The organism is Curtobacterium sp. MCLR17_058 (genome assembly GCF_003234705.2).
GTDB lineage: Bacteria > Actinomycetota > Actinomycetes > Actinomycetales > Microbacteriaceae > Curtobacterium > Curtobacterium flaccumfaciens.
The window spans coordinates 1,505,885-1,532,414 of record NZ_CP126262.1; the positions used below are offsets into that span (position 1 = coordinate 1,505,885).

Consider the following 26,530-nt stretch of genomic DNA (forward strand, 5'->3'; position numbering starts at 1 on the left):
GAAGGAACACTTGTCCGCACGGATCCCCCCGGTCCTCCGACCCGAACACCCGACCCCGAGGGCCGTCTCCGAACTCGCCAACGCGTTCGGTCTGCGAGTCGTCGGCTCGGTCGACAGCATCGAGACCACCGGTGTCACCCTGAGCGCCACCGAGGTGCAGCCGGGTGACCTGTTCGTCGGCGTGCACGGTGCGAACCGGCACGGCGCACAGTTCGCGACGGAGGCCGCCGAGCGCGGCGCCGTCGCCGTCCTGACCGACCAGGACGGCGTCGCACTGGTCGAGCCGTCCGGGCTGCCGGTGCTCGTCGTCGACGACCCCCGCGCCGCCCTCGGCGACGTCGCGGCGTGGGTCTACCGCACGCACCCCGACGAGGCCACCGACCTGCCGCAGCTGTTCGCCGTCACCGGCACGAACGGCAAGACGAGCACGTCCTACATCCTCGAGGGCATCCTCAAGCAGCTCGGCCTGGTCACCGGCCTGAGCTCGACCGCCGAGCGCCACATCGGTTCGCTCAGCGTGACGAGCCGCCTGACCACGCCCGAGGCCAGCGAGATGCACGCGCTCCTCGCACGCATGCGCGAGAGCGAGGTCCGCGCGGTCGCCGTCGAGGTCAGTGCCCAGGCCCTCAGCCGGCACCGCGTCGACGGCATCGTCTTCGACGTCGCGGCCTTCACGAACCTGTCGCACGACCACCTCGACGACTACGCCGACATGGAGGAGTACTACCAGGCGAAGCTCCCGCTGTTCCAGCCCGAGCACGCCCGTCGCGGCGTCGTCTCGCTGGACACCGACTGGGGCCACCGCGTGGTGCAGGACTCCCGCATCCCGGTCACCACGATCACCGTGCACCCCGACGTCGAGGCCGAGTGGCACGTCGACATCGTCGAGGCGCACGCCGCCTACACCGAGTTCCGTCTGACCGGCCCCGAGGGCCGCGAACTGACCACCCGTGTGCCGCTGATCGGATGGCACATGGCGGCGAACGCGGCACTCGCGATCGTCATGCTCGTCGAGGGCGGGTTCGAGCTGGGTGCCATCGCGCACGCGCTGGAGAGCAACCACCGCCGCTACCCCGACGAGGACGACGCGAGCGAGCGTGACGGCGACACACACCGCGTCTCCGCCATCGAGTGCTACCTGCCCGGCCGCACCGAGCGCGTCTCCGGCGAGCACGGCCCGAGCGTCTACGTCGACTTCGGCCACAGCGCCGACGCGTTCGAGAACACCCTCGCCGCGGTCCGGCAGTTCACCTCCGGCAAGGTCCTGATGCTGTTCGGCGCCGACGGCGACCGCGACACCACGAAGCGCGGCGACATGGCCCGCGTGGCCGCGGCCGGCAGCGACATCCTCGTCGTCACCGACCACCACCCCCGCTTCGAGGACGCCGCGTCGATCCGGAAGACCCTGGTCGACGCCGCACGTGCGGCATACCCCGACCACGAGATCCACGAGGTCAGCCCGCCCGAGGCCGCCATCCGCACGGCCGTGAGCCTGGTCGGCGAGGGGGACTCGATCCTCTGGGCCGGCCCGGGCCACCAGGACTACCGCGACATCCAGGGCGTCCGCACGCCGTACTCCGCCCGCGACGAGGCCCGCGTGGCCCTGCGCGAGGCCGGCTGGGAGCCGAACTCCGGTCCGGCGGAGGACGTCCGATGATCGCCATGACCCTCGCCGAGATCGCCACCGCGGTCGGCGGCGAGCTGATCGGCGGCGCGCAGGCGACCGACGTCGCCGAGGCCGGCGACCTGGTCGTCGAGGGCTCGGTCGAAACCGACTCCCGCCTGGTCCGCCCCGGCAGCGTCTTCTTCGCCCTCCCCGGTGAGGTCACCGACGGCCGACGCTTCGTGCCCGCAGCGGTCGACGCCGGTGCCGCCCTGGTGATCACGCCCGACCGCGTGGAGACCACCGCGCCGCAGATCGTCGTCGCCGACGGGTACGAGGCCCTCGCCGCGCTCGCGCACGAGGTCGTCACGCGCGTCCGGATGAGCACCGCGGACCGCGTCGACGCCGACGGTCGCCCGGCACCCCTGCGGGTCGTCGGCATCACCGGCTCGAACGGCAAGACGAGCACGAAGAACATGCTCCGCACGATCCTCGAGCAGCACGGCGCGACCGTCGCGCCCGAGGGCTCGTTCAACAACCACGTCGGCGCACCGATCTCGATGCTCCGAGTGACGTACGACACCCGGTACCTGGTGGTCGAGATGGGCGCGAGCGGCGTCGGCCACATCGCCAAGCTCGTCTCGATCGCCGAGCCCGACCTCGGCGTCGTCCTCAAGGTGGGCCTCGCGCACGCCGGCGAGTTCGGCGGCATCGAGGCGACGCAGCGCGCGAAGTCCGAGATGGTCACCGACCTGCCCGAGACCGCCACGGCCCTGCTCAACGTCGACGACGACCGCGTCGCGTCGATGCGCGACCTGACGGCCGCGCGCGTGGTCGGCTTCGGCACGTCGGCCGAGGCCGACTACCGCATCACCGGCATCGAGACGGACCGCAGCGGCACCCGCTTCACCCTCACCGCGCCTCCCGTCCGCCACGAAGGCGACCGTCCGACGGACGCGACCCTGTCTGGAGGCCCGGATCACGTCGACGTGCGCCTCGCGATCCTGGGTGAGCACCACGCCATGAACGCGTCCGCCGCGCTCACCGTCGCCCACCTGTGGGGCGTCCCGCTCGCCGACGGCGCCGCGGCGCTCGCGTCGATGACGCGCGCCGAGCGCTGGCGCATGGAGCTGCTCCAGGGCGGCCCCGAGGGCGTCACCGTCATCAACGACGCGTACAACGCGTCGCCCGACTCCACCGCGGCGGCGCTGCGGACCCTGGCGCAGATCGTGCGCCCGGGGGAGCGGACCGTCGCCGTGCTCGGTGAGATGGCCGAGCTCGGTGAGTACTCCGTCGAGGAGCACGACCGCATCGGTCGGCTCGTCGTCCGCCTCGGCATCGGACAGCTCGTGGTCGTCGGCCGCGGCGCGATGCCCATCCACCAGGCCGCCACCCTCGAGGGATCGTGGGACGGCGAGTCCGTGTACATCGAGGACGTCGACGACGCCGTCCGTGCCATGCAGGAGATGCTCCGCCCCGGCGACGTCGTCCTCGTCAAGTCCTCGAAGTCTGCCGAACTGCGATTCCTCGGCGACCGCCTCGGAGGTGTCACCGAATGATCGCGCTCCTCATCGCCGGCGCCACGTCGCTGGTGTTCACGTTGCTGCTCACCCCGTCCTTCATCAAGCTCTTCCACCGTCTCGGGTGGGGGCAGTTCATCCGTGATGACGGTCCGCAGTCCCACCACACCAAGCGCGGGACCGCCACCATGGGTGGCATCGTCCTGATCATCGGTGCGGTGATCGGGTACTTCGTCGGCCACCTGATCGGAGGCGACTCGATCACGCTGTCCGGGCTGCTCGTGCTGTTCCTGATGGTCGGGCTCGGGTTCGTCGGCTTCATCGACGACTTCCTCAAGGTGCGCCGTCAGCGGAGCCTCGGGCTCGGCGGCTGGGCCAAGATCCTCGGCCAGGTCATCGTCGGCGTCATCTTCGCGACGATCGCCCTGGTCGTGCCCACGTCGAACGGCAAGCCGCCGGCGTCCACGATGATCTCGGCGATCCGCGACGTGCCGTGGCTCGACTTCATGGCGCTCGGCACCGTCATCGGCACCGTGCTGTTCCTCGCCTGGATCGTCCTGCTGACGGTGTCCACGTCGAACGGCGTGAACGTGGCCGACGGGCTCGACGGCCTGGCCACCGGGTCGAGCATCCTCGCGATCGGCTCGTACGTCATCATCGGTTTCTGGCAGTCGAACCAGATCTGCGGCGGGGCACGGCTCGACTCGAACACCGCCCACGCCTGCTACACCGTCTCGAACCCGCTCGACCTCGCCGTGGTCGCGGCCGCGGTCTGCGGCGGGCTCATCGGGTTCCTCTGGTACAACACCTCGCCGGCGCAGATCTTCCTCGGTGACACCGGGTCGCTCGGCCTCGGCGGTGCCCTGGCCGGCCTCGCGATCCTCAGCCGCACCGAGCTGCTGCTCATCCTCATCGGTGGCCTGTTCTTCATCGTCACCGGCTCCGTCATCCTGCAGCGGGCCTACTTCAAGATCACCCACGGCAAGCGCATCTTCCTGATGAGTCCGCTGCACCACCACTTCGAACTGAAGGGGTGGGCCGAGGTGACCGTCGTCGTCCGCTTCTGGATCATCGCCGGGCTCTTCGTCGCGGCGGGGGTCGGACTCTTCTACCTCGAATGGATCGCACGCGTTGGTTGACCCGGTGTCCTCGCCGTCCCGCCTCCAGTCCCTCGACAGCTGGTACTCCGAGGGGTGGAAGGGGCTCAACGTCGCCGTCCTCGGCCTCGGTGCCACCGGGTTCTCGGTCGCCGACACGCTCGTGGAGCTCGGCAGCGAGGTGACGGTCTACTCGTCCGACGCCCCCGCCGACAGCGTCGAGCTGCTCGACGTGATCGGTGCCCGGTTCCTGCAGACCCCGCTCGACACCGTGCCGGACGCCCTCGTGCAGCAGGCGCCCGACGTCGTCATCGTGTCGCCGGGGCTGCCCCCGCACAACGCCACCGTGCAGTGGTCGGTGACGAACAGCACCGTCTGGGGCGACATCGAGCTCGCCTGGCGCGTGCGCGACAAGGTCGTCCGCGGCCCGGTCGCGGCCCCCTGGATCACGATCACGGGCACGAACGGCAAGACCACGACGACACAGCTCACGACCGCGATGTACGAGGCCGGCGGCCTGCGTGCCGTCGCGTGCGGGAACATCGGCGTGCCGGTGCTCGATGTCGTCCGCGACCCGGTCGGCTACGACGTGCTCGTCGTCGAGCTCTCGAGCCACCAGTTGCACTACGCGGCGACGTCCGGTGACGGCGCCGTGGTGCCGCTCGCGAGCGCCTGCCTCAACATCGCCGACGACCACCTGGAGTGGCACGGCTCCGCCGAGGCGTACCGCGCGGCGAAGGCCAAGGTCTACGAGCGCACCGTGATGGCGTGCGTCTACAACACCTCGGACGAGGCCACCCGGCAGATGGTGCAGGAGGCCGACGTGGTGGAGGGCTGCCGTGCGGTCGGCTTCACCCCCGGCGTCCCCGCTCCCGGTGACGTCGGCATCGTCGAGGACGTCCTGTGCGACCGGGCCTTCAACGAGGACCGCCGCAACAGCGCGCTCGAGCTGTCGACGATCGCCGACCTCGAGGCCGCCGGGCTCGCCAGCCCGCACATGACTATGAACGTCCTGGCCGCCGCTGCCCTGGCCCGTGCCGGCACCGTCCAGCCGAGCGCCATCCAGTCGGCGGTCCGGGCGTTCCGCGCCGACCACCACCGCACCGAGCTCGTCGCCCAGGCGGACGGCATCACCTGGGTCGACGACTCCAAGGCCACGAACCCGCACGCCGCCACCGCGTCGCTCGCGTCGTTCGACACCGTGGTGTGGATCGTCGGCGGTCTGTTCAAGGGCGTCGACGTCGACGGGCTGGTCGAGCGCTTCGGCCCCGGCGTCCGCGCCGTCGTGGTCATCGGCACCGACCGGACCCCGGTCCTCGAGGCATTCGCGCGACACGCGTCCACGGTCCCGGTGCTCCAGGTGGAGACGACGGACACTGATCAGGTCATGCGCGAGGCGGTCCGGCATGCCGCATCGGTCGCGAGGCCGGGCGACACCGTCCTCCTCGCCCCGGCGGCGGCGTCGTTCGACCAGTTCGGCTCCTACGCCGACCGGGGGCAGCGTTTCGCGGCCGCGGTCAACGAGCACCTGGGAGGAGAAGTCGATGGCGACGACACCGACGGATCTTCCGAACAGCCGTAACGGCCGGACCGCGTCGACCCCACGACGGACGAACGGCGCGATCGTCGCTGTCAAGAACGTCTTCGTCGCGGAGTCCAGCACCTTCTACACGATCCTCGGCGTCACGCTGTTCCTCGTCGTCTTCGGCGTCGTGATGGTGCTGTCCTCGTCGAGCGTCGAGGAGTACGCGGCGACCCACGACTTCTTCGGGGCGGCGTCCCGCCAGGGTCTGTACGCCGTGCTCGGCGTGCCGCTCATGCTCATCGCCAGCCGGGTCCCGACTCGGATCTGGCGGAAGTGGGCGATGCGGCTGCTCGGTGCGGCGCTCGTCCTGCAGCTGCTCGTGTTCACCCCGCTGGGCATCGACATCCAGGGCAACCGGAACTGGATCGAACTCGGGTCGTTCACCGCGCAGCCGTCCGAGGTCGTGAAGCTCGGCCTGGTGCTCGGCATCGGCGCCATCATCTACGTCAAGCGGGACAAGCTCGACGACTGGAAAGAGGTGTTCATCCCGATCGGGATCGCCTCGATGCTCTCGCTCGGGCTCGTCGTCCTCGGCGGTGACCAGGGCACCGCGATGGTCATGCTCATCCTGGTGTTCGGCGCGCTGTACATCGGCGGCGTCCGCGCCCGGCACCTGCTCGTCGGCCTCGGTGCGTTCGCCGTGATGCTGCCCTTCGTGACGATGGCCTCGGCCTCGCGCTCGACCCGCATCAGCGCCTGGCTGTCGGGATGCACCGACACCAGCCAGTACCAGGACATCTGCTGGCAGCCCGTGCACGGCATGTGGGCGCTCGCGTCCGGCGGCGTGTTCGGCGTCGGCCTCGGCAACTCCAAGGCGAAGTGGTCGTGGCTGCCCGAGGCGGACAACGACTACATCTTCGCGATCATCGGCGAGGAGCTCGGCCTGATCGGCGCCGTCGTGGTGCTCAGCCTGTTCGTGGTGCTCGCCGTCGGCATGATCAAGATCATCCGGCAGTCCCGCGATCCCTTCGTGAAGACGGTCACCGGTGGCATCCTCGCGTGGATCATCGGCCAGGCGCTCATCAACATCGCCGTCGTGCTCGGCCTGCTGCCCGTCCTCGGTGTGCCCCTGCCACTCATCTCGGCCGGTGGTTCGGCCCTCATCATGACCCTGGTGGCGATCGGCGTCGTGCTCTCCTTCGCCCGTGACCTGCCCGGCAAGAACGACCCCGGCCTGACGAACGCCCCACTCGGCCGGACCTCCACGAACGGATCACTGCGGTGAGCAAGTACCTCTTCGCCGGCGGCGGCACCGCCGGCCACGTCAACCCCCTGCTCGCGGTCGCCGACCGGCTGACCGAGCGGGAGCCGGGCGCCGAGGTGCTCGTGCTGGGCACCGCCGAGGGCCTGGAGTCCCGTCTCGTCCCGATGCGCGGCTACGAGCTGCTGACGATCCCGCGCCTGCCGTTCCCGCGGAAGCTGAACGGAGCCGCCCTGCGCTTCCCGCAGCGGTTCGCGGCGGCGGTCAAGCGGACCGAGCAGATCATCCGCGACCACGAGATCGAGGTGGTCCTCGGTGTCGGTGGCTACGCGGCCGCTCCGGCGTACATCGCCGCCCGCCGCACCGGCACCCCGATCGTCGTGCACGAGCAGAACGCCAAGCCCGGGCTGGCGAACCGCCTCGCCGCCTTCCTCACCGAGCACGTCGGCCTCACCTTCTCGAACACCCGCCTGCGTCACGGCCGCGTCGTCGGCATGCCGCTCCGTCGCGAGATCGAGTCGCTCGACCGTCGTGCCGTCCGGGCCGAGGGGCTCACCGAGTTCGGGCTCGACCCGGACCGACCGGTGCTGCTCGTGACCGGTGGCTCCTCGGGTGCGCGGAGCATCAACCGGACGATCAACAAGTCCGCCGCCGCGATCGTCGGAGCCGGCTGGCAGGTCCTGCACGTCGTGGGCGCCGCGTCGGACATCGGCCCGAGCGACCTCGACGGCTACCACGTGCTGCCCTACTGCGACCGGATGGACCTGGCGTACGCGGCGAGCGACTTCGTCGTGTCGCGCTCCGGCGCCGGCATGGTGTGCGAGCTGACCGCCGTCGGGCTGCCGAGCGTGCTCGTGCCGTACCCGGTGGGCAACGGTGAGCAGCGCCACAACGCGAAGGACGTCGTCGACGCCGGGGGAGCCGTCCTGGTGGCCGACGGGGAATTCGACCAGGACTGGGTGACGTTCCAGCTGCTGAGCATCCTGCAGGACCGCTCCCGCATCGCGGACATGACCGTGCGGGCGGGCAGTGTCGGCCACCGCGACGGCGCCGACCGGATGACCGACCTGGTCCTCGACGCCGCGAAGCAGGCCCCCAGCACCACGGAGGAACGATGACCATCAAGCCGGACCTGACCCAGCCGATCCCGGACGACCTGGGCACGGTGCACTTCGTCGGCATCGGCGGCGCGGGGATGAGCGGGATCGCACGGATGTTCCTCGCCGCTGGGCACCGCGTCACGGGCAGCGACTCCCGCGAGACGGAGACGACCGGCACGATGCGCGACCTCGGCGCGACCGTGCACATCGGTCACGACGCCGCGAACGTCGGCCAGGCCGACACCATCGTCGTCACGAGCGCCCTCTGGCCCGACAACCCCGAGCTCCTCGAGGCGCAGCGCCGCGGTCTGCCGGTGCTGCACCGCTCGCAGGCCCTCGCCGCCCTGATCGCCGAGCACCGTCTGGTCGCGGTCGCCGGTGCGCACGGCAAGACCACCTCGACCGGCATGATCGTCACCGCGATGGTCGAGCTCGGCCTCGACCCGAGCTTCGTCAACGGCGGCGTCATCCAGTCCCTCGGCACCAGCTCGGCCCCGGGGTCCAGCGACCTGTTCGTGGTCGAGGCCGACGAGTCCGACGGCTCGTTCCTGCTCTACGACGTCGCCGTGGCCCTGATCACCAACGTCGACGCCGACCACCTGGACCACTACGGCAGCGAGGAGGCCTTCACCGAGGCCTTCGTCGAGTTCGCCGCGAAGGCGAGCGAGCGCGTCGTCATCTCGAGCGACGACGCCGGCGCGAAGACGGTCACGGCCGGCATCCGCCAGCGCCCGGACGCCCCCGAGATCGTCACGTTCGGCGAGGCCGTCGACGCGGACGTCCGCATCGAGGGCATCACCGAGTCGGCGGGCGTCGAGGTCGACTTCCGCGCCGGTGGCGAGGCGTACCACCTGACCCTCCGCGTGCCCGGCCGCCACAACGCGATCAACGCCGTCGGCGCCTTCGCGGTCCTGACCGGCCTCGGCGTCGCCCCGGCCGACGCGGTCCGCGGGCTCGAGGCGTTCGGTGGCACCCAGCGCCGCTTCGAGCTGCACGGTGTCGAGCGCGGCGTCTCGGTCTACGACGACTACGCGCACCACCCGACCGAGGTCGCTGCGGCGCTCAAGGCAGCCCGCAACGTCGTCGGTGACGGTCGCATCATCGCGATCCACCAGCCGCACCTGTACTCGCGCACCCGCCTGATGGCCGGCGACTTCGCCAAGGTGTACGAGGAGCTCGCCGACCACACGGTCGTGCTCGACGTCTACGGCGCCCGCGAGGACCCGGAGCCCGGCGTGACCGGCGCCCTGGTGCAGGAGCGCTTCGCCGACCAGTCGCGCGTCGAGTTCCTGCCCGACTGGGACGAAGCGGCGGCCCGCGCGGCCGCGGTCGCCCGTGACGGCGACATCATCATGACGCTCAGCTGCGGCGACGTGTACCGGATCATCCCGCAGGTGCTCGGCGCCCTGGGCACCGACGGAGCGTCGTCCCGGTGAAGCGCCCCGAGGGGTTCGACGAGGGGGACGCCCGCAGGGACGCCCCGGCCGAGGCCGCGGAAGCGCCCCGGCAGCGTCGTGGTCCCTCGAAGCCGCGGCTGCCGTTCCGCGGACGCGTCGCCGACGACCGGGAGGCCCGTCCCGCGTCCGCCCCGGACGCCCCGGTCGACGAGACGGTCGCCGACACCGCCGAGCCCACCATCGCGGACCGGCCCGCCGCCGACACGTCGGGTCCGCACCGGGACCGCGTCGGCGCGTTCGCCGGTGCCGCCGGACGCCGGTTCGGCGCCGGGCTCTCCACCGTCGCCGACCGCCTGCGCGAGTACACCCCGAACGAGGACCACCGGGACGAGGAGGCCGACCGCCGCGACGCGGAACGCCGAGCCGCTACGAGCGTTGGAACCGACCACGACGCGACCGTGACCGACGTGCTCGACGCGGGCAGTGCCTCCCGGACCGACCAGCACACCGAGGCGCCCATCGGGGCGCGGGTGCGCGCTGCCGAGACCGCCCGCGAGGCGCGCATCGCGAAGCGACGCCGCCGGCTGCTCGAGCGTGCCGAGGTCCGCCGGTTCACCCGGCGCAGCCGGCACCGCCGCGCCGCGTGGATCACGGCGGCGAGCGTCGTCCTGGTGCTCGGGGTCTCGATCCTCGTCGCGGTGTTCTCCCCGCTGATGGCGCTCCGCACGATCGAGGTCAAGGGCACGAACCGCGTCGACGAGTCCGCGCTGCGCCAGGCGCTGTCCGACCAGATCGGCACGCCCCTGGCCCGGCTCGACTTCGACGCGATCAAGCGGGACGTCGCCGGGTTCCCGCTCATCGAGAGCTACGTGACCGAAGAGGCCCCGCCGCACACGCTCGTCGTCACGGTGACCGAGCGCACGCCGGTGGTCGCGGTGCGCTCCGGCAGCACCTTCGACCTCGTCGACCCCGCGGGCATCGTCGTGCAGTCGTCGCCGAAGCGTCCGGCGACGATGCCGCTCGCCGACATCGCCCGTGCGCGCCTGGGGTCCTCGAGCTTCCGCACGATGACCGAGGTCGTGCTGGCGCTGCCCTCGACGGTCCGGTCCCAGGTGACGCGCGTCGCCGGGTCGACGGCCGACGACGTCACCCTGACGCTCAAGGACGGCTCGACCGTCGTGTGGGGGAGCCCGGACGACTCGGTCGCGAAGGCCGAACTGCTCGCCGCGCTGGTCAAGGACCACGCGGCACGGAACCCCGGCGTCGTCGTCGAGTACGACGTCTCGGCACCGGACAACGGCGTGATCCGCGCCAAGGACTGAATTGCCGGACCTGATCGGCGACACGCGGCGTGGCGGGGCGACACTGCGCCGAACGCCCCCGTAGCGTCGGAGCCAGCACCACATCTACCAGCATTGCCCCTGAACTTCAAGTAGAGGTTGAGGGTTCTACCGGAGGCCTGACTGACGTGACCACGAACCACAACTACCTCGCCGTCATCAAGGTCGTCGGTGTCGGCGGCGGCGGCGTCAACGCCGTCAACCGCATGATCGAGCTCGGTCTCCGTGGGGTCGAGTTCATCGCGATCAACACCGACGCCCAGGCGCTGCTGCTCAGCGACGCCGACGTCAAGCTCGACGTCGGCCGCGAGATCACCCGCGGCCTCGGTGCCGGCGCGGACCCCGAGGTCGGCCGTCGTGCCGCCGAGGACCACGCCGAGGAGATCGAAGAGGCCCTGGCGGGCGCCGACATGGTGTTCGTCACCGCGGGCGAGGGTGGCGGCACCGGCACCGGTGGCGCACCGGTCGTCGCGCGCATCGCGAAGTCCATCGGCGCACTGACCATCGGTGTCGTCACGAAGCCCTTCAGCTTCGAGGGCAAGCGCCGTCAGTCGCAGGCCGAGAACGGCGTCGCGGGCCTCAAGGACGAGGTGGACACGCTCATCGTCGTCCCGAACGACCGCCTGCTCGAGATCAGCGACCGCGGCATCTCCATGGTCGAGGCGTTCGCCACGGCCGACCAGGTCCTCCTGGCCGGTGTGCAGGGCATCACCGACCTCATCACGACCCCGGGCCTGATCAACCTCGACTTCGCCGACGTCAAGAGCGTCATGCAGGGTGCGGGTTCGGCGCTCATGGGCATCGGCTCGTCGCGCGGCGCCGACCGTGCGATCAAGGCGGCCGAGCTCGCCGTCGCGTCGCCGCTGCTCGAGGCCTCGATCGACGGTGCGCACGGCGTGCTGCTGTCGATCCAGGGTGGCTCGAACCTCGGCATCTTCGAGATCAACGACGCCGCGCGACTGGTGCAGGAAGCCGTGCACCCCGAGGCGAACATCATCTTCGGTGCGGTCATCGACGACACCCTGGGCGACGAGGTCCGCGTGACCGTCATCGCCGCGGGCTTCGACGGTGGCGAGCCGGCCCAGCAGCAGAAGGAACGTCGCTCGAGCTACGTCGACCCGGAGTCGAGCGCAGCGGCGCCCGTCGCCGCCTCGATCGGCGCGATCGAGGACTCGACCACGTCGAGCCCGTCCTGGGCCTCGCAGGAGCACCAGCCGCCGGTGCAGCGCGCCGCCGACCCGGCGTTCGACGACGACGACGAGCTCGACGTCCCCGACTTCCTGAAGTAACCCACCCTTGGTAGCCGACACGCGCCTCCAGGCCTCGTCACCCGACGACGGACTGGAGGCGCGCGTTGCGTCCGTCCGGAGCGGCATCGCCGACGCGGCGCGCGCCGCAGGGCGCTCGCCCGACGAACTCACGCTCGTCGTCGTCACGAAGTACCACCCGGCGTCGCTCGTGCGCGAGCTCGCCGCACTCGGCGTGACGGACGTGGGGGAGAACCGCCACCAGGAGGCGCAGGCGAAGGCCGCCGAACTGGCGGACCTCGGCCTGACCTGGCACTTCGTCGGGCAGCTGCAGTCGAAGAAGGCCCGCCAGGCCCGCCGGTACGCCCAGGTGGTGCAGTCGCTCGACCGTGGCTCCGTTGTCGACGCGTTCGCCCCGACCGAGGCCGAGCCGGAGCCGTCGGTCATCGACGGCTTCGTGCAGGTCAACCTCACCGACGACCCCGGCCGTGGCGGGGTGCAGCCGGACGACGTCGAGGCGATGGTGACCCGTGTGCTGGCCACCGGGACCATCCGACTGCGGGGTGTGATGGCGGTCGCGCCCCTGGACGAGGAGCCCCGAGCCGCCTTCGCCCGACTCCACTCGATCTCCGAACGGGTCGTGTCGCTCGAGTCCGGCGCCACCGACATCTCGGCCGGCATGAGCGGGGACTACGCCGAGGCGATCCTCGAGGGCGCGACACACCTGCGGATCGGCACCGCAATCACGGGAAACCGGCCGCCCGCACCCTAGCCTCGTTGCAGGGCACCACGAGCACGAACCCCGGAGGAACCATGGCCAACCCGCTGAAGAAGACGATGGTCTACCTCGGCCTCGCCGATGAGGAACTCGACTACGAGGACGAGCAGCAGGCCGAGCCCGCGCGCCAGCAGGCAGCCCCTGCTCGCCAGACCGCAGCGGCTGCTCCGGCGCCCGCCGAACCGCAGGAAGCCCCTGCCGCGGCAGCAGCCCCGGCGGCCGCTCCCGCAGCGGCGCCGGCTCCCACCAAGACGCACACCCACCAGCGCGGCGCCCAGGTCACTCCGCTCCGCCGCTCGCACACGACCGCACAGAAGGCGACCCCGGTCCAGGAAATGAACGAGATCCTCACCGTCCACCCGCGCGAGTACAAGGACGCCCAGTCCATCGCCGAGAGCTTCCGCGACGGCATCCCCGTCATCATCAACCTCTCGCAGATGACCGAGGGTGACGCCCGACGCATGATCGACTTCGCCTCGGGGCTGTCGCTCGGCCTGTTCGGCAAGATCGAGCGCGTCACGAACAAGGTCTTCCTCCTGTCGCCGGCCCACGTCGCAGTGAGCGGTGAGCCCGCTGAGGTAGAGTCCGACATCGAGGCGAACTTCTTCGCCCAGTCCTGAGCCGTACCCGGCACACCCGCCCCTGAGCGTCGTCTGACGACGCTCGCCCGAGACGAGCGAGCCCCATCGTGTCCGTGATCCTAGGGATCATCTCCCTCGCGTTGCTCCTGTACTTCTTCGTGATGTGGGGGCGCTTCGCGCTCGACCTCGTGCAGAGCTTCAACCGTTCCTGGCGGCCGCGCGGGGGCATGCTCGTGGTGTCCGAGTTCGTCTACACGGTCACGGATCCGCCCATCCGAGCGGTGCGACGGGTCCTCCCGCCGCTCCGCCTCGGGCCGGTGGCGCTCGACTTCGGCTGGACGATCGTGATGCTCGTCGTCATCATCGCCCGGTTCGTGGTCGCCGCTCTGGCACGCGGTATCTGAGCGGACTCCCGTCCGCGACACGCGCCACGCCCGGCGCAGGTCACGGTTCCGCCCCATCGTCGGTGTACGGTGGTCGGGATCGATGCCCGCTTCGGTGGCGCATCCGCACCGCACGGTACGACTGGTAGATTCGGTCGCACCGCACGCGGTTCCACACGTTCAGCAGTTCTATTGAGGTGACGGCAATGGCTTTGACGCCGGAAGACGTAGTCAACAAGCGGTTCCAGCCGACGAAGTTCCGCGAGGGCTACGACCAGGACGAGGTCGACGACTTCCTCGACGAGGTCGTGGTCGAGCTCCGTCGCCTGACCGCGGAGAACGACGAGCTCCGCCAGCGCCTGCAGGCGGCCGAGTCGGCCCCGCAGCCGGCGCAGGCCGAGCAGCCCGCTCCCGCGGCCGAGCCGGAGCCCACCCCGGCCCCGGTCGAGGCAGCACCGGAGCCCGCTCCGGTCGCCGCGGCGGCTCCGGCCACGACGGTCCCCGCCGACGAGGACACCGAGGGCACCACGAACCTCCTGACCCTGGCGCGTCGTCTCCACGAGGAGCACGTCCGCGAGGGCATCGAGAAGCGCGACGCGCTCATCGCCGAGGGCACGGCCCAGGCGGCTCGCCTGGTCTCCGAGGCCGAGGCGAAGCAGCGTCAGATCATCGCCGACACCGAGAACACGAACCGTCAGCGTGTCGCGGTGCTCGAGCAGGAGCAGCGCCAGCTCGAGGGCAAGATCGACGAGCTCCGGACCTTCGAGCGCGACTACCGTGCGCAGCTCAAGAGCTACATCCAGGGTCAGCTCTCCGAGCTCGACACCTCGGGCGAGCAGTCCGGTCTCACCCCGGCGCCGGCTTCGGCGCAGGGCTTCGGCAACTGACGTTGTCGCGACCAGCATCACGAGCGAAGGTCAGTGTCCGCGCGATCGCGGCACTGGCCTTCGCCGCTGTCGTGGTGGTGGCGTTCGACCAGGTCGCCAAGACGCTGGTCGTCGCGAACCTGCCCTACGGCACCCCCGTCCCGGTCCTGGGCGGGGCGTTGCAGTTCCTGTACGTCCGGAACCCGGGGGCCGCGTTCTCGTTCGCGGTGAACATGACCTGGGTGTTCTCGGTCATCTCGGCCGCGGTCGTCGTCGCGATCATCGTGTACTCGCGTCGCATCCGGTCGATGTGGTGGGCCATCGTGCTCGGCATGCTGCTCGGCGGCGCGCTGGGCAACCTGCTCGACCGGCTCTTCCGTGAGCCCGGCTTCGGTCGTGGCCACGTCGTCGACTTCATCTCGACGCCGTGGATGATGCCGGCGATCTACAACGTCGCCGACTCCTTCATCTGCATCAGCATGGTGGTCTTCGTGCTGCTGGTGATCCTCGGGGTGAACCTCGACGGCACCCGCACGCTCTCGGCCAAGCGCCAGGCGCAGCTCGACGCGGCGCAGCCGGTCGGCGCGGCGGAGCCGCTCGACGGTGGGGCCGCGCTCTCGTCGACCGACGCCGCTCTCGACGAGCCGACCCGCGCCTCCAGGCCGGAGGACCGCGACCGCCGCGACACGCTGGGCCACGACGCCACGTGAGCGAATCGCGTTCTCTTCCCGTGCCCGACGGGCTCGCCGGTGAGCGCGTCGACGCCGCCATCGCGAAGCTCCTCGGCTTCAGCCGGTCGTTCGCGGCCGACGTCGTCGCGGCCGGTGGCGTCCGCGTCGACGGCGTCCCCGTCGACAAGTCGGACCGGCTGCACGCCGACTCCTGGCTCGAGGTCGAGTGGACCCCGAAGGAGCCGCCGCGCATCGTGCCGGCGGCCGTGCCGGGCATGACGATCGTGCACGACGACGAGGACATCGTCGTCGTGGACAAGCCCGTCGGTGTCGCCGCGCACCCCTCGCCGGGGTGGGACGGTCCGACCGTGCCCGGGGGCCTCGCCGCCGCCGGGTTCACGATCGCGACGTCGGGTGCCGCCGAACGCGCCGGGATCGTGCACCGCCTCGACGTCGGGACCTCGGGCCTGATGGTCGTCGCGAAGACCGAGCTGGCGTACACGCACCTGAAGCGGGCCTTCAAGGAGCGCACGGTCGAGAAGGTCTACCACGCACTCGCGCAGGGCCACCCCGACCCGACCTCGGGCACGATCGACGCCCCCATCGGCCGGCACCCGTCGAGCGACTGGAAGTTCGCGGTCACGTCGGAGGGCAAGCCGAGCGTCACCCACTACGAGACGCTCGAGGCCTTCCGCGCCGCCACCCTGCTCGAGGTGCACCTGGAGACCGGGCGCACCCACCAGATCCGGGTGCACATGGCTGCCACACGCCACCCGCTCGTCGGGGACACGATGTACGGCGCCGACCCGGTGCTGGCGGCAGAGCTCGGGCTGACGCGCCAGTGGCTCGACGCCGTCCGGCTGGGCTTCGACCACCCCCGCACGGGCGAGTGGGTGTCGTTCGAGGCGCAGTACCCGGACGACCTGCAGGCAGCGCTCGAGCAGATCCGGAGTGCGTCGCTCTGACGCGCCCGGGTGCTTGCGCCGATTGGTCGTGAGCTGTCGGCTGGGGGGCCGCCAGGCGACGCTTTCTGCGCCCGCGGCGGAGCGCGCGCGGCGTGTCCTGCCCTCTCGGCGGGCCGCCGCGCGCGTGCCCAGTCGCCGCGCCCGGGCGCTTGCGCCGAGGGGTCGCGAACTGTCGGCTGCGGCGCCGCCAGGCGACGCTTTCTGCGCCCGCGGCGGTCGGCGTGCGGCGCGTCCTGCCCTCTCGGCGGGGCGCCCCGCGCGCGTCGCGGCCCGGTGCCGGCCTGGAGGCGCGGTGCGGGTCCGCCACGAGCCTCCCGTCCGCCGTGCCCGGGCCGTTGCGCCGAGGGGTCACGAACTGTCGGCTGCGGCGCCGCCAGGCGACGCTTTCTGCGCCCGCGGGGGAGCGCGTGCGGCGTGTCCTGCTCTCTCGGCGGGGCGCCCCGCGCGTGTCCAGACCGACGCGCCCGGGCGCCTGCGCCGAGGGGTCATGAACTGTCGGCTGGGGCACCATCAGGCGACGCTTTCTGCGCCCGCGGCGGAGCGCGTGCGGCGTGTCTTGCCCCCTCGGCGGGGCGCCCCGCGGGGGTCGCGACCCGGTGCCGGTCGGGAGGCGCGGTGCGGGCCCTCCACGCGCCTCCCGGCACGCCCGGGCGCCTGCGCCGAGGGGTCATGAACTGTCGGCTGGGGCGCCGCCAGGCGACGCTTTCTGCACCCGCGGCGGTCTGCCTGCGGCGTGTCCTGCCCCCTCGGCGTGGCGCCCCGCGCGCGTCGCGACCCGATGCCGGCCTGGAGGCACGGTGCGGCCCCGCCCCGTGCCTCCGGTCCGCCCCGACGCGCGCGGGAATGTGGGCGGCCGCGGTTAGGCTGTTCCCACCCCGCAGCACACCGTACGAACCGGAGGTTCCGTGTCGGATTCCGACTCCTTCGTCCACCTGCACGTGCACAGCGAGTACTCGATGCTCGACGGTGCCGCCAGGCTCTCCGACCTCGTGGCGGAGACCGCCGCGCAGGGGATGCCCGCCGTGGCGGTGACCGACCACGGCAACATGTTCGGCGCCTTCGAGTTCTGGAAGGCCGCCAAGGCCGGTGGCGTCAAACCGATCATCGGGACCGAGGCGTACATCACGCCCCGCACGCACCGCTCGGACAAGACCCGTGTCCGCTGGGGTGACGGCGGGGGCGACGACGTGTCCGGCGCCGGCTCGTACACGCACATGACGATGTTCGCCGAGAACACCACGGGCATGCACAACCTGTTCCGGTTGTCGTCCAAGGCGTCGCTCGAGGGCTACTACTTCAAGCCCCGTATGGACATCGAGCTCCTGCAGGAGTACCACGAGGGCATCATCGCCACGACCGGCTGCCCCTCGGGGGAGATCCAGACGCGCCTGCGGCTCGGCCAGTACGACGAAGCGGTGCAGGCCGCCGCCGACTACCGCGACATCTTCGGCAAGGAGAACTACTTCGCCGAGGTCATGGACCACGGCCTCGAGATCGAACGCCGGATCATGAGCGACCTGATCCGCCTGGCGAAGGACCTCGACATCCCGCTGGTCGGCACCAACGACCTGCACTACACGCACGCCCACGACGCCAAGTCGCACGCGGCACTGCTCTGCGTGCAGTCCGGCTCGACCCTCAACGACCCGAACCGCTTCAAGTTCGACGCCGACGAGTTCTACCTGAAGACCCCGGCGCAGATGCGGCACGTCTTCCGCGACAACCTCGAGGCCTGCGACAACACGCTGCTCATCGCGGAACGCTGCAACGTCGAGTTCGACACCTCGGCCAACTACATGCCGAAGTTCCCGGTGCCCGAGGGCGAGACCGAGCACTCCTGGTTCGAGAAAGAGGTCGCGAAGGGGCTGGACTACCGGTACCCGGACGGCATCTCGAAAGAGGTGCAGGACCGCGCCGACTACGAGGTCGGCATCATCAACCAGATGGGGTTCCCGGGCTACTTCCTGGTGGTCGCGGACTTCATCAACTGGTCCAAGAACAACGGCATCCGCGTCGGTCCGGGTCGTGGCTCCGGCGCCGGCTCGATGGTGGCGTACGCGATGCGCATCACCGACCTCGACCCGATCCGGCACGGCCTGATCTTCGAGCGGTTCCTCAACCCGGACCGCGTCTCGATGCCCGACTTCGACGTCGACTTCGACGACCGGCGCCGCGGTGAGGCGATCAAGTACGTCACCGAGAAGTACGGGTCGGAGCGCGTCGCGCAGATCGTCACGTACGGCACGATCAAGGCGAAGCAGGCGCTCAAGGACTCCTCGCGCGTCCTCGGGTTCCCGTTCGGCATGGGCGAGAAGCTCACCAAGGCGATGCCGCCGCCCGTGATGGGCAAGGACATCCCGCTCACCGGGATCTTCGACAAGGACCACCCGCGCTACAAGGAAGCCGTCGACGTCCGCACCGTGGTCGAGACCGACCCCGAGGCGAAGACCGTCTTCGACACCGCGCTCGGGCTCGAGGGGCTGAAGCGCCAGTGGGGCGTGCACGCGGCCGGCGTCATCATGTCGAGCGATCCGCTCATCGACATCATCCCGATCATGAAGCGGGAGCAGGACGGCCAGATCGTCACGCAGTTCGACTACCCGGCAGCAGAGTCGCTCGGCCTGATCAAGATGGACTTCCTGGGGCTCCGCAACCTCACGATCATCAGTGACGCCCTCGACAACATCAAGACGAACCGTGGGACCGAGCTCGACCTCGAGAACATGGGGCTCGAGGACCCCGAGGCGTACGCGCTCCTGCAGCGCGGTGACACCCTCGGCGTGTTCCAGCTCGACGGCGGGCCGATGCGTGGCCTGCTGCGGCTGATGAAGCCCGACAACTTCGAGGACATCTCCGCGCTCATCGCCCTGTACCGCCCAGGGCCCATGGGTGCGAACTCGCACACGAACTACGCGCTCCGCAAGAACGGCGAGCAGCCGATCACGCCGATCCACCCGGAGCTCGAGGAGCCCCTCAAGGACATCATCGGCACGACCTACGGCCTGATCATCTACCAGGAGCAGGTCATGGCCATCGCGCAGAAGGTCGCCGGGTTCTCCCTCGGCCAGGCGGACATCCTCCGCCGCGCGATGGGCAAGAAGAAGAAGTCCGAGCTCGACAAGCAGTACGCGGGCTTCCAGCAGGGCATGAAGGACAACGGGTACTCCGACGCGGCGATCAAGACGCTGTGGGACATCCTGCTGCCCTTCTCCGACTACGCGTTCAACAAGGCGCACTCGGCGGCCTACGGTGTGGTGTCCTTCTGGACCGCGTACCTCAAGGCGCACTACCCGGCCGAGTACATGGCGGCGCTGCTGACGAGCGTCGGCGACGCCCGCGACAAGCTCGCGCTCTACCTGAACGAGTGCCGCCGGATGGGCATCAAGGTGATGCCGCCGGACGTCAACGAGTCGATCGGCTTCTTCGCCGCAGTCGGCGACGACATCCGCTTCGGCATGGGTGCCATCCGCAACGTCGGGTTCAACGTCGTCGACGACATCGTCAAGGCGCGGACCGAGAAGGGCGCCTTCGAGTCGTTCCACGACTTCCTGCGCAAGATCCCGATCTCGTCGGCGAACAAGCGCACGGTCGAGTCGCTCATCAAGGCCGGTGCCTTCGACGAGTTCGGCGACACCCGCCGAGCCCTGGTGGAGATCCACGAGGGCGCGGTCGAGGGCGCGGTGAAGGTCAAGCGCGACGAGGCCCACGGCAACGTCGGGTTCGACTTCGACTCGCTCTTCGCCGAGGCAGCCGAGGACGCCCCGAGCGCCGCGGTGTCCCAGGTGCCGGACCGTCCGGAGTGGTCCAAGCGCGACAAGCTCGCGTTCGAGCGGGACATGCTCGGGCTCTACGTGTCCGACCACCCGCTCGCCGGGCTCGAGATCGAGCTCGCGAAGCACCAGTCGATCACCATCGCCGACCTGTTGACGGCCGACGACTCGATCGAGGGCGAGACGGTGACCGTCGCCGGCTTGCTGACGAGCGTGCAGCACCGGGTGGCGAAGACGAGCGGCAACCCGTACGGGATCGTCGACATCGAGGACTTCGGTGGCCAGATCGGCGTGATGTTCCTGGGCAAGACCTACCAGGAGTTCGGCCCGTCCCTGGTGCCCGACTCGATCGTCGTCCTGCGCGGCCGCGTCAACGTCCGCGACGACGGCAAGGCCCTGCACGCGGTGAGCATGTTCCAGCCGAACGTCGGCGACGCGATGGGCTCTGGCCCGCTCACCCTGTCGCTGCCGGAACGCCAGGCCACGACGACCACGGTGACGGAACTCGCCGCCGTGCTCGGCCGCCACCAGGGTGACACCGAGGTCCGGCTGAAGCTGCTCAAGGACGACGTCGCGCGCACGTTCGAGCTGCCGTTCCCGGTGAACCTGACCCCCGACCTGTTCGGCGAGCTGAAGAGCCTGCTCGGACCTCGCTGCCTGGTGTAGGAGCGTCGACCATGGCCGGTCACCGGGTCTTCGGGACGCCCGTCGCGGACGTCTACGGGCACTACCTGGCGAAGGTGGAGCGGAAGGGCCACACGAAGGCGGAGCTCGACACCGTCATCGAGTGGTTGACCGGTTTCGACGACCGGGCGCTCGCGCAGCACCTGGCCGACCGGACCACGTTCGAGGACTTCTTCGCCGGCGCGCACCTCAACCCGAACGCCCCGCTCATCACCGGGGTGATCTGCGGGGTGCGGATCGAGGAGCTCGACGACCCGCTCATGCGGCAGATCCGGTACCTCGACAAGCTCGTCGACGAGGTCGCCAAGGGCCGGCCGATGGCGAAGATCCTCCGGACCGCGTGACCCACTCGCGGCCGGCGCCCCCGGACCCCGGAGTGCTCGCCGCGTTCGGTGTGGGAGCAGCCACACCGGTGCCACTCGTGGGAGGCCGCGGGCTCTCCTGGCGGGCGGGCGACATCGTCCTCCGGCCCCACGACGGTGCGCTCGTGACCGACTGGCGCGCTGCGGTGCTGACGGACCTGGGCCACACGTCGGCGTTCCGGACTCCGAGACCGGTGCCCACTCGCGCCGGTGCCTGGAGGTGCGGGGAGTGGGAGACGTGGGAGTTCGTCGCCGGGGCAGCTGACGAGACCCGTGTCGACGACATCATCCGAGCGGGTCGGGCCTTCCACCGCGCAGTCGCCGACGTCGGGTGCCCCGCGTTCCTCCGGACGGCCGACCCCGAGACCGACGACCCGTGGCGTCGCGCCGACCGCATGGCCTGGGGCGAGGCACCACTGCCGACCGACCCGACCCTCGACCGCCTGGCCGCGGCGTTCCGTCCCGTCCACGCGCCGGCGCAGTTGATCCACGGGGACCTGCTGGGCAACGTCCTGTTCGCGGAGGGACTCGCGCCCGCGATCATCGACTGGCCACCGTACTGGCGTCCGGCCGGCACGGGAGCCGCGATCGCCGCGGTGGACGCGGTCTGCTGGCACGGCGTGCCCGTCGACCGCCTCGACGATCTCGGCGAGGGCGAACACGAGTGGCGGCAGTTGCTCCTGCGCGCCCTCGTGTTCCGGATCGCCACGCTGCACCTGCTCGGTGCGTTCGACGGGGCCAGCGTCGCGCGACACCGCGCGGTCGTCGACGCACTCGCGTGACGGACGGGAGGCCCGTGGCGGCGCCGCCACGGGCCTCCCGTCCGCTCGTCGGTCGTCGCTCAGGCGCCGCGGCCGGCGATCGCGCGGAGGCGGGCGACGATGCGCGGGTTGCGCGCACCGAACGTGAGCGCGGCGAGGCGTCGGACCGACACCGTCGCGCGGTGCACCAGGAGGCCGGTCGCTTCGGCGATGTCCGAAACCGCGTGCCAGCGAGCACGCAGGGACGCGGGGTCGATCTCGTTCGCGGCGGCTGTGCGGACGAGCCGGACGAGGTCGTCCCCGTCACGCCAGCTCGTGCTCTGGTTCTCGAAACGGCGCAGGATGCGGTCGATCGCCGACGCACGGTGGTTCGCGACCGCGTGTGACCACCGGACGTCCTGCGACACGGGGTCGACGAGGATCCAGCGGGGAGCGTTGGCGTTGAGCGCGGAGAGCTGCGCGAACGTGGTCAGGGCACCGAGCGCGACCGCGACGTCGAAGATCTGCCGTGGCCGGCCGCCGACGGCGATCGCAGCGCCCGGGAACGCCTCACGGGCGTCCCGGATCTGCGACTTCGCGACGATGACCGTGACGACGACGTCATCCGGCGCTGCAGCGAGGGTGCTGCGGGTCCGGGCGATGACCTCGTGGGTCAGGTCGGCCGGGAGATGCAGCGCCACGCGGACGACGTCGTCGTCGGGCAGGAACGCATCGGCGAACACGTCGACGGCGTCACGGTACCGGGCGAGGAAGAGCGCGATCGCGCCGCCGTAGAAGGGGTAGCGCTCGAGCAGGATCCGCTCGTGCTCGAGCCGGAGCGAGGGACCGCGATCCCCGCTGAAGCTCGTCGAGCCCGTGTGCAGGACCAACGCGCGGTTCGCCAACACCGAGGTGAAGCCGTGCTCGTTGATCCGCAGGCAGAAGTCGTTCTCCTCGCCGTAGCCGGGGGAGAAGACGTCGTCGAACAACCCGAAGCGGTCGACCATCTCGCGCCGGATGAGGAAGCAGAAGCCCATCGCCACCGGGGAGACCGTGTGCCGCGGAAGCAGGTACTTCGTCCGGCCGTGCAGCTCGCGGGTGCGGCGCGGTGCGAGGCTCGCGCGCGGGTTCCGCCGCGCGTAGGGGAAGGACGCGATGGTGGCGTTGTCGCTCCTCGCGCACACGACGCCGATCGAGTCGTCCGAGGCCAGGACCGCGGTCATCTCGTCCAGGAACCCCGGCATCGGGACGGTGTCGCTGTTGAGGAGCAGGACGTCGTTGCCCGTGCGGTCGAGCTCGAGGACCGCCCGGTTGCAGTTGCCGACGAAGCCGAGGTTGCGGCTGTTGCGGGTGTACTCGAACCCCTTGTGGTCACCGACGAGCTCGAGCACCCGGGCCTCGATCGCGTCGACGCGGGGGCCCATGTCGTTCGCCAGGAGCACGCGGTCGACGGCGAAGTCCACCGTCTCGAGCAGTGCCTCGATGCAGCGCTCGAGACCGGGGAGATCGTCGTAGATCGGGACCACGATCGTGACCGGACGACGGTCGCGCGTCATCGCCGAGCCAGCTTCCGGACGACGACGCCCGGCCGGGCGAGGAGTCGGCCGACGGCCCCGGAGCGGGATCGCACGCGGCTCGCGAGGAGTCCGACGGCGGCTCTGGCGCTCGTCGCACCGAGCGAGGCGTACGCGCCGGGCAGCTCGAACCAGTAGCGCGCCGCCTGGGGGAGCCGGTAGCCCTCGGTGCCGACCAGCGCGACCAAGCGTGCGATGGCCGCCGCGTTGTCGTGGCCCGAACCCGTGACGGTGACGAGGCGTTCCGGTGCAGCCGCACCGTGCCTCCTGGCCGTGTCCGGGTCGGCCGCGTACGCCGCGAGGGCGTCGGCGAGGGCGTTCGTGTCGTCGGCCTCGACCAACGCGCCGGTCACGCCGGGCTCCACGAGTTCCGCGCTGCCGCCTTGGTGCGTGGCGACGACGGCCCTGCCGAGCGCCATGTACTCGGCGGTGGTGCGACCGAAGGCCTCGATGGTGGAGGGCGTGACGCAGACGTCGGCCGCCTGGATGAAGGGCGCGGGCGTGTGCTGCTCGCCAGCGAAGACGACGTGCTCGGCGACACCGAGCGCGCGGGCGCGGTCGGTGAGCCGCTGGTCCTCACCCGGGTGCTTCCAGCTCCCGACGAAACAGACGCTCGCGGTCACGCCTCGTCGGCGCAGCGCGCCGAGCGCGTCGACGACGCGGTGTTGCCCCTTGGACTCCTCGACGCGGCCGAGGACCGTGATCCGCAGGCCGGGTTCTGCCTGCGGGAAGGGGGCGACGGCAGGCGTGTCGTCCTTCGTCGCCAGGAGTCGGCTCGTGTCGACCGTCGGGTAGGCGACGGAGAGCTTGTCGGCGGGGATGTACTGGGCGAGGTGGTCGCGCATCGCCTCGGAGTTGGTGACGACGGCCCCGGACAGCAGGCCGATGTCGCCGAGGACGCCCGCACGGCCCGTCTGGAACTGCAGACCGTGGTCGAGGTCGCCGTACTCACGGACGAACCACGCCTGCGGGATCCCGAGGACCGCGGCGGCGAACGACGCCCACGGGGCGACGAGTGTGTTGGTGACGACGAGGTCCGGGCGCTCGCGCTCGTACTTCCGGATGATCGCGTTCACGGCGGCGTAGTCGACGGTCGCGAAGGCGGCGCGTTCCGCAGCCGGTGCGGGCTGCGGACTCGGCAGGGCCCAGCCGCGGAACCGCAGCGCGTCGTACGACCAGCCACGCTCGTCGAGGGCATCGATGAACTTGCCGCGCGGGGCCTTGGTGATGAAGGTCGGCGTCATGGCCGGGTCCTGCGCCTGCCAGTCCTCCACGAAGCGGATGAGTGACCGTTCCGCCCCGCCGAGGTTCACCGGCGCGGTGGAGTGGTTGGCGAAGCTGACGATCACCCACCAACCCTACTCAGGTTTCACCAGGTGTTCGTCTCCGCGGCACCCGCAGCGGACATGCGTCACCGAGTCGAACGTGGCAAGTGCAACCTTTGTGCGAGAATGTCTCGTCCCCGAATCCCTGTGAGGAGCGCTGCGTTGCGCCCCGGAGGAGCCTGCACCCGAAGCATGACGTACCTGAACGAGCTCATGTCGTCGCGGGAACTCCTGGCGAACCTCACCGCCCGCGAGGTCAAGGGCAAGTACCGCCGCACGGTCTTCGGGCAACTGTGGTCCCTGATCAACCCGCTCGCGACGATGTTGATCTACACGATCGTGTACTCGTTCATCTTCCGGGCACGACTCGAGGTCGGCGACCCCAGCGGACTGAACATCTACCCGCTGTGGTTGATGTGCGGCCTGCTGCCGTGGATCTTCGCGCGCAACGTCATCAACTCCGGCATGACGTCGATCGTCGCCAACGGCTCGCTGATCAAGAAGGTGTACTTCCCGCGGATGACGCTGCCGCTCGCGGCCGTCGGGTCGTTCGGCTTCACCTGGCTCGTCGAGATGGGTGTGCTGTTGATCGCCCTCGCGATCGCGGGGTCGAACTTCTGGATCTACCTTCCGTTGATCGCGTTGACGATGGTGTTCCTCGCCATGTTCGCCGCCGGTCTCGGACTGATCCTGTCGATCATCAACGTGCACTTCCGCGACATGCAGCACCTCGTCGGCATCGGCCTGCAGATGTGGATGTACCTGTCGCCGATCATCTACCCGCTGTCGCTCGTCGAGGACGCCGCGAACAAGGCCGGACACCCGTGGATCATCCACGTCTACAAGCTCAACCCGATCGAGCGGTTCTCCGAGGTCTTCCGGAACCTCATGTACGACAACCGTCTCCCGAACTGGACCGACCTGGTCGCGTGCGCCCTCGCAGGATGCGTGTCGCTCGCACTCGGCTACTTCGTGTTCTCCCGCAACGAGAAGAAGCTGGCTGAACTGCTGTGACCGATGCTGCCGTGACCGTCGAACACGTGTCCAAGCGTTTCCGCATGTACCACGAGCGGAACGACTCGCTGAAGAGCATGGTGATGCGGGGGAAGAAGTCCGTCCACGAAGACTTCTGGGCGTTGAAGGACGTCTCCTTCGAGGTGCCGCACGGAACGACGTTCGGGCTGATCGGCAAGAACGGCTCGGGCAAGTCGACGCTGCTGAAGTGCCTGGCCAAGATCCTCTGGCCGGAGGAGGGGGCGATCACCGCCCGTGGCAAGCAAGCCTCGTTGCTCGAGGTCGGTTCGGGCTTCCACCCCGAGCTCTCCGGGCGCGAGAACGTCTTCCTCAACGGCTCGATCCTCGGCATGAGCCGCAAGGAGGTCGCCCGGAAGTTCGACGAGATCGTGTCGTTCTCCGGCGTGGGTCACTTCATCGACCAGCCGGTCAAGAACTACTCGTCCGGCATGTACGTCCGCCTCGGCTTCTCGGTCGCCGTAGCCGTCACACCGGACATCCTCGTCGTGGACGAGGTGCTGGCCGTCGGTGACGCCACGTTCCAGAAGCGGTGCCGTGAGAAGTTCAAGGAGATGAAGCAGGACGGCCGCACGGTCATCCTCGTCTCCCACTCGATGAGCACAGTGAAGGACATGTGCGACGAGGTGGCCTGGCTCAATCAGGGTGAGCTGAAGATGATCGGCAAGACCGACGAGATCGCCAAGGCGTACAACGCCACCGTCTGACG

22 protein-coding genes are annotated in these 26,530 nt (G+C 70.3%); 20 read left to right on the top strand and 2 right to left on the bottom strand.

All coding sequences use genetic code 11. The features are described 5' to 3' along the window. The first annotated feature begins 10 nt into the window (after positions 1-10). From DEJ11_RS07165 to DEJ11_RS07250, 18 genes are all read left to right on the top strand, one after another. Positions 11-1,657 carry a Mur ligase family protein gene (locus tag DEJ11_RS07165; protein ID WP_111047164.1) on the top strand — a complete coding sequence of 549 codons (1,647 nt, stop codon included), beginning with the start codon at positions 11-13 and terminating at the stop codon, positions 1,655-1,657. Further along, entirely contained in the window at positions 1,654-3,162 is a 1,509-nt protein-coding gene (locus DEJ11_RS07170) for a UDP-N-acetylmuramoyl-tripeptide--D-alanyl-D-alanine ligase (protein ID WP_111103513.1), read from the top strand. Before DEJ11_RS07165 ends, DEJ11_RS07170 begins: the two co-directional genes overlap by 4 nt. After that, the gene (gene mraY / locus DEJ11_RS07175; protein WP_071405416.1) at positions 3,159-4,262 is read left to right on the top strand and encodes a phospho-N-acetylmuramoyl-pentapeptide-transferase; all 1,104 of its coding nucleotides are present in this window, start codon (positions 3,159-3,161) and stop codon (positions 4,260-4,262) included. Before DEJ11_RS07170 ends, mraY begins: the two co-directional genes overlap by 4 nt. Before the next feature lie 4 nt (positions 4,263-4,266). After that, a complete protein-coding gene (murD, locus tag DEJ11_RS07180) occupies positions 4,267-5,802 on the top strand; it encodes a UDP-N-acetylmuramoyl-L-alanine--D-glutamate ligase (RefSeq protein WP_111023104.1) in 1,536 nt (511 codons plus the stop codon). Next, positions 5,765-7,030, top strand: a complete 1,266-nt coding sequence (gene ftsW / locus DEJ11_RS07185; RefSeq protein ID WP_027465248.1) for a putative lipid II flippase FtsW — start codon at positions 5,765-5,767, stop codon at positions 7,028-7,030. The genes murD and ftsW overlap by 38 nt, the downstream gene beginning before the upstream one ends. Then, a complete protein-coding gene (murG, locus tag DEJ11_RS07190) occupies positions 7,027-8,124 on the top strand; it encodes an undecaprenyldiphospho-muramoylpentapeptide beta-N-acetylglucosaminyltransferase (RefSeq protein ID WP_111023106.1) in 1,098 nt (365 codons plus the stop codon). Before ftsW ends, murG begins: the two co-directional genes overlap by 4 nt. After that, positions 8,121-9,542 carry a UDP-N-acetylmuramate--L-alanine ligase gene (gene murC, locus DEJ11_RS07195; RefSeq protein WP_111088928.1) on the top strand — a complete coding sequence of 474 codons (1,422 nt, stop codon included), beginning with the start codon at positions 8,121-8,123 and terminating at the stop codon, positions 9,540-9,542. Before murG ends, murC begins: the two co-directional genes overlap by 4 nt. Beyond that, on the top strand, positions 9,539-10,825 hold the full coding sequence (locus DEJ11_RS07200) for a cell division protein FtsQ/DivIB (protein ID WP_111103515.1): 1,287 nt from the start codon (positions 9,539-9,541) through the stop codon (positions 10,823-10,825). Before murC ends, DEJ11_RS07200 begins: the two co-directional genes overlap by 4 nt. Before the next feature lie 146 nt (positions 10,826-10,971). Then, a complete protein-coding gene (ftsZ, locus tag DEJ11_RS07205; protein WP_111103516.1) occupies positions 10,972-12,132 on the top strand; it encodes a cell division protein FtsZ in 1,161 nt (386 codons plus the stop codon). 7 nt (positions 12,133-12,139) lie between these two features. Further along, positions 12,140-12,862, top strand: a complete 723-nt coding sequence (locus DEJ11_RS07210; protein WP_111103517.1) for a YggS family pyridoxal phosphate-dependent enzyme — start codon at positions 12,140-12,142, stop codon at positions 12,860-12,862. Positions 12,863-12,903: 41 nt separating this feature from the next. Next, positions 12,904-13,488, top strand: a complete 585-nt coding sequence (locus DEJ11_RS07215) for a cell division protein SepF (RefSeq protein WP_111103518.1) — start codon at positions 12,904-12,906, stop codon at positions 13,486-13,488. Between the two features lie 68 nt (positions 13,489-13,556). Further along, positions 13,557-13,853 (top strand): YggT family protein, encoded by a 297-nt coding sequence (locus DEJ11_RS07220; RefSeq protein WP_084741074.1) that lies wholly within the window; start codon positions 13,557-13,559, stop codon positions 13,851-13,853. A 185-nt stretch (positions 13,854-14,038) separates the two neighbouring features. Beyond that, on the top strand, positions 14,039-14,719 hold the full coding sequence (locus DEJ11_RS07225; RefSeq protein WP_071405424.1) for a DivIVA domain-containing protein: 681 nt from the start codon (positions 14,039-14,041) through the stop codon (positions 14,717-14,719). 2 nt (positions 14,720-14,721) lie between these two features. Then, the gene (gene lspA / locus DEJ11_RS07230) at positions 14,722-15,408 is read left to right on the top strand and encodes a signal peptidase II (protein WP_258375381.1); all 687 of its coding nucleotides are present in this window, start codon (positions 14,722-14,724) and stop codon (positions 15,406-15,408) included. Further along, positions 15,405-16,334, top strand: coding sequence for an RluA family pseudouridine synthase (locus DEJ11_RS07235; RefSeq protein WP_110864623.1), 930 nt, complete (start codon positions 15,405-15,407; stop codon positions 16,332-16,334). The genes lspA and DEJ11_RS07235 overlap by 4 nt, the downstream gene beginning before the upstream one ends. A gap of 956 nt (positions 16,335-17,290) precedes the next feature. Beyond that, complete coding sequence (gene dnaE / locus DEJ11_RS07240) at positions 17,291-20,770, top strand: DNA polymerase III subunit alpha (protein WP_071245757.1); 3,480 nt, start codon at positions 17,291-17,293, stop codon at positions 20,768-20,770. 11 nt (positions 20,771-20,781) lie between these two features. Beyond that, entirely contained in the window at positions 20,782-21,132 is a 351-nt protein-coding gene (locus DEJ11_RS07245) for a DUF2200 domain-containing protein (RefSeq protein WP_111103519.1), read from the top strand. A gap of 68 nt (positions 21,133-21,200) precedes the next feature. Further along, entirely contained in the window at positions 21,201-21,932 is a 732-nt protein-coding gene (locus tag DEJ11_RS07250; protein ID WP_258375382.1) for a hypothetical protein, read from the top strand. 59 nt (positions 21,933-21,991) lie between these two features. On the opposite strand, the gene DEJ11_RS07255 is transcribed toward DEJ11_RS07250, so the two are convergent. After that, positions 21,992-23,446: a glycosyltransferase family 2 protein gene (locus tag DEJ11_RS07255; RefSeq protein ID WP_111103522.1), complete on the bottom strand. Its 1,455-nt coding sequence runs from the start codon at positions 23,444-23,446 to the stop codon at positions 21,992-21,994. Continuing rightward, complete coding sequence (locus DEJ11_RS07260) at positions 23,443-24,813, bottom strand: glycosyltransferase family 4 protein (RefSeq protein WP_111103524.1); 1,371 nt, start codon at positions 24,811-24,813, stop codon at positions 23,443-23,445. The genes DEJ11_RS07255 and DEJ11_RS07260 overlap by 4 nt, the downstream gene beginning before the upstream one ends. 168 nt (positions 24,814-24,981) lie before the next feature. On the opposite strand from DEJ11_RS07260, the gene DEJ11_RS07265 reads away from it, so the two are divergent. Beyond that, entirely contained in the window at positions 24,982-25,803 is an 822-nt protein-coding gene (locus DEJ11_RS07265) for an ABC transporter permease (RefSeq protein WP_111103526.1), read from the top strand. An 11-nt stretch (positions 25,804-25,814) separates the two neighbouring features. Next, complete coding sequence (locus DEJ11_RS07270) at positions 25,815-26,528, top strand: ABC transporter ATP-binding protein (protein WP_258375383.1); 714 nt, start codon at positions 25,815-25,817, stop codon at positions 26,526-26,528. Positions 26,529-26,530 lie beyond the last annotated feature (2 nt).